The sequence below is a fragment of the Vibrio sp. 10N.261.52.A1 genome, from assembly GCF_002876325.1.
GTDB classification, from domain to species: Bacteria; Pseudomonadota; Gammaproteobacteria; order Enterobacterales; family Vibrionaceae; genus Vibrio; species Vibrio chagasii.
In genome coordinates this window covers 1-2,431 of the sequence record NZ_MCYD01001379.1, presented here as the reverse complement: position 1 = coordinate 2,431, position 2,431 = coordinate 1, and the positions used below count along the sequence as shown (strand labels likewise).

2 protein-coding genes and 2 pseudogenes are annotated in these 2,431 nt (G+C 42.1%); 3 read left to right on the top strand and 1 reads right to left on the bottom strand.

Going from position 1 to position 2,431, the window contains the following annotated elements; translation table 11 throughout:
- Positions 1 to 305 precede the first annotated feature (305 nt).
- Positions 306 to 803: pseudogene (locus tag BCT81_RS28080) on the bottom strand (transposase); the annotation flags it as partial.
- Positions 804 to 924: 121 nt separating this feature from the next.
- Here BCT81_RS28080 and BCT81_RS28075 point away from each other — a divergent pair.
- From BCT81_RS28075 to BCT81_RS29650, 3 genes and pseudogenes are all read left to right on the top strand, one after another.
- Positions 925 to 1,527 (top strand): HAD-IA family hydrolase, encoded by a 603-nt coding sequence (locus BCT81_RS28075; RefSeq protein ID WP_157938898.1) that lies wholly within the window; start codon positions 925 to 927, stop codon positions 1,525 to 1,527.
- 167 nt (positions 1,528 to 1,694) lie between these two features.
- Positions 1,695 to 2,045, top strand: coding sequence for a cupin domain-containing protein (locus BCT81_RS28070; protein ID WP_102426563.1), 351 nt, complete (start codon positions 1,695 to 1,697; stop codon positions 2,043 to 2,045).
- 145 nt (positions 2,046 to 2,190) lie between these two features.
- Positions 2,191 to 2,431: pseudogene (locus BCT81_RS29650) on the top strand (N-acetyltransferase); the annotation flags it as partial.

Sequence of the window (2,431 nt, the reverse complement as noted above, 5' to 3'; positions counted from 1 at the left end):
GTGGTCTGCGTTGCTCACCACTTAATGCGGCGTTGATATGACCCCCACTGTCAATTAAAAACGTAGAAGTTTCTGCTCCCTCATTTCAGAGCCTTTGTTCATTTTGGGATAGTGTTACCGCATAGATGAAGCAAGTAATGTCGTCGGTTCTCACGCTGATATACGTGGATTGCTCATCGTTTGATGAGTAGAGCCTACCTTACTTGTTCCGTCGTAGCACCTGTCTTCAGTCTATGCTCGTGGTTCAATACAGCCGAAGCTATATTGCCGTCCTAACGCCGTCGGTGTTTGTGCCACTCCCCATTCACCGTTGCTTGGATATTATTGCGAAGAAGAAAGCCCTTGAGTTGGAACTTTGCGTCTTTGAGATCTTTCATTGCCATTTCTCTGGCACGCGAGAGATCTCGAATAGCTTCATCTTCGGCTTCTGGTACATAGATGGGTGTAAGCTCTTCGGCTTTTAACAGCTTGGCGAGCTTTGCTGCGTCTCGTTTGTCAGTTTTAACTCTATCGCCTGGCTTCTTAGGTATAAGTGATGGAGCGACGACATAGCAGCAGTGTCCAAGGCTCGTAATCAGGCGATAAGTCCAGTAACCACATGGTCCTGCTTCATAGACAAAGTGCAGAGTGGCTTTTGGATACTTGGATTGCAGTTGTCTGGCCAATTTAATAAGCGCGGACTTGTTAGATTTAATACGGCCAAGGTGTTGTGGGTTTGCCCCTCGATGTTCTTGTAAAACAGCGACTTGAATAAATGACTTATGCGTATCTAAGCCAATGAAAATTATGCTATCTTTACTCATGCTAGCCTCCAAATTTAGTTGTTTGACGCACTAATTATGGCTCTGGCTTAAAGCTAACCCACGATATTGGAGGCTAGCACCTTTCGTGGGGGGCATTATGTCTATGTACACAGGAGGGGCAGTGAAAAATACAGTATTAATAGATTTTGACGGTGTAATTCGTCATTGGTCCAATATTGAAATGGAAGAGTATGCTGATACGTTGGGACTAGTACGCAACCCTTTGTTCACATGTGCTTTTTCTGAAAAGCACCTAATTCCCGCAATCACTGGCAAAATTTCTCATGATGAATGGTGTAACAATGTTTGTTACGACTTGTCGCTAGTTCATGGTGAGAGTACGGCGGCAAAGTTGGTTAACAAGTGGCGTTCACTCAACGCTGAGATTGACTATGAGTTCCTTAATAATATCCGAAGCCTACTTTCTAACGGTAGGGTTGTTTTGGTCACCAATGCGACAAGTCGATTAAACAATGACCTTGTTAACGTGGGTTTAGAGAAAGCATTTGATGAAATTGTTAACTCGTCAGAAATCGGCATTGCCAAACCTGACTTTTTGTTTTTTCAACGATTATTGAAGCGCCTCAGGGTAAAGTCGAAGCATTGCATCTTTATTGATGATACCCATCGAAATGTGGAGGCCGCTAGGGCTATGGGGATTGAAAGTCTTTTACACACTAGTACAAAGGAAACACTGGATTTCATCAAAGATAAATGTACATAACCAAGCGTTCAATTGGACAACCAACGCTTAGCAGTTTTGGCTCACAGTTTGGTTTTAGTGTTTATGTCCCAATGCTTTAAGTTTGTGGCTGCGTTGTCTGCCTATTAACGCGGCGTTATGGCGCTCAGTAGATCTGCGGAAAATATTCAAAGAGGAATTCGGAAAAGATGATACGTAATTTCTACACTTGCGATAAAGAAGTCGACCAAAATAGCCATGATGGAGAAGGTTCAATAGATATCTATCGTGCATTCAGACGTAAAGATTTTTCAGGAGCTTGGGACTTTGCCATCAGAGTTGTACTGCCACCGGGAAGCTCCATGGGAGAGCATACTCATGGTGATGATGAAGAAATGTATATTATTTTAAAAGGTGAAGGGACCATGACTATCGAGGGAGAGCCTAGAAAAGTAACTTCTGGAGATATGATTGTGAATAAACCTCACGGTACACATGGCTTGGTGAATACGTCTGACTCGGAAATCGAATTACTCATTATCCAAGCAAGTTTAAAGTAAATCACCACAAAAAATCGCTTAACAGGAGTTCCTAACGTTTGGCCACTTTAATTTAAATCAGCTGTAGTGTTTGAGGGAAAGATTTTAAGTTGGGTGGTATAGCGTTCTCGCCCGTCAACCATGCTTTAAATGAAAAAGGACATTTATGATCACAACAAAGAACCTAATACTCACCCCAGTTAGTTACTGCGATTTAGATATATACTCCCAAATATTAGGCTCAGATGAGTTGACAAAGTTTCTTCCAAAAGGACGTGCATATTCAGATGAAGAAATTCAGTCACACCTAACAAATCGAGTAAAGCATTGGGAGCATGGGTTTGGCTCTTATGTAATCAGCCTCAAAAATGAACTTAAAACTAAAATAGGTTACGTCGGAGTTGAGT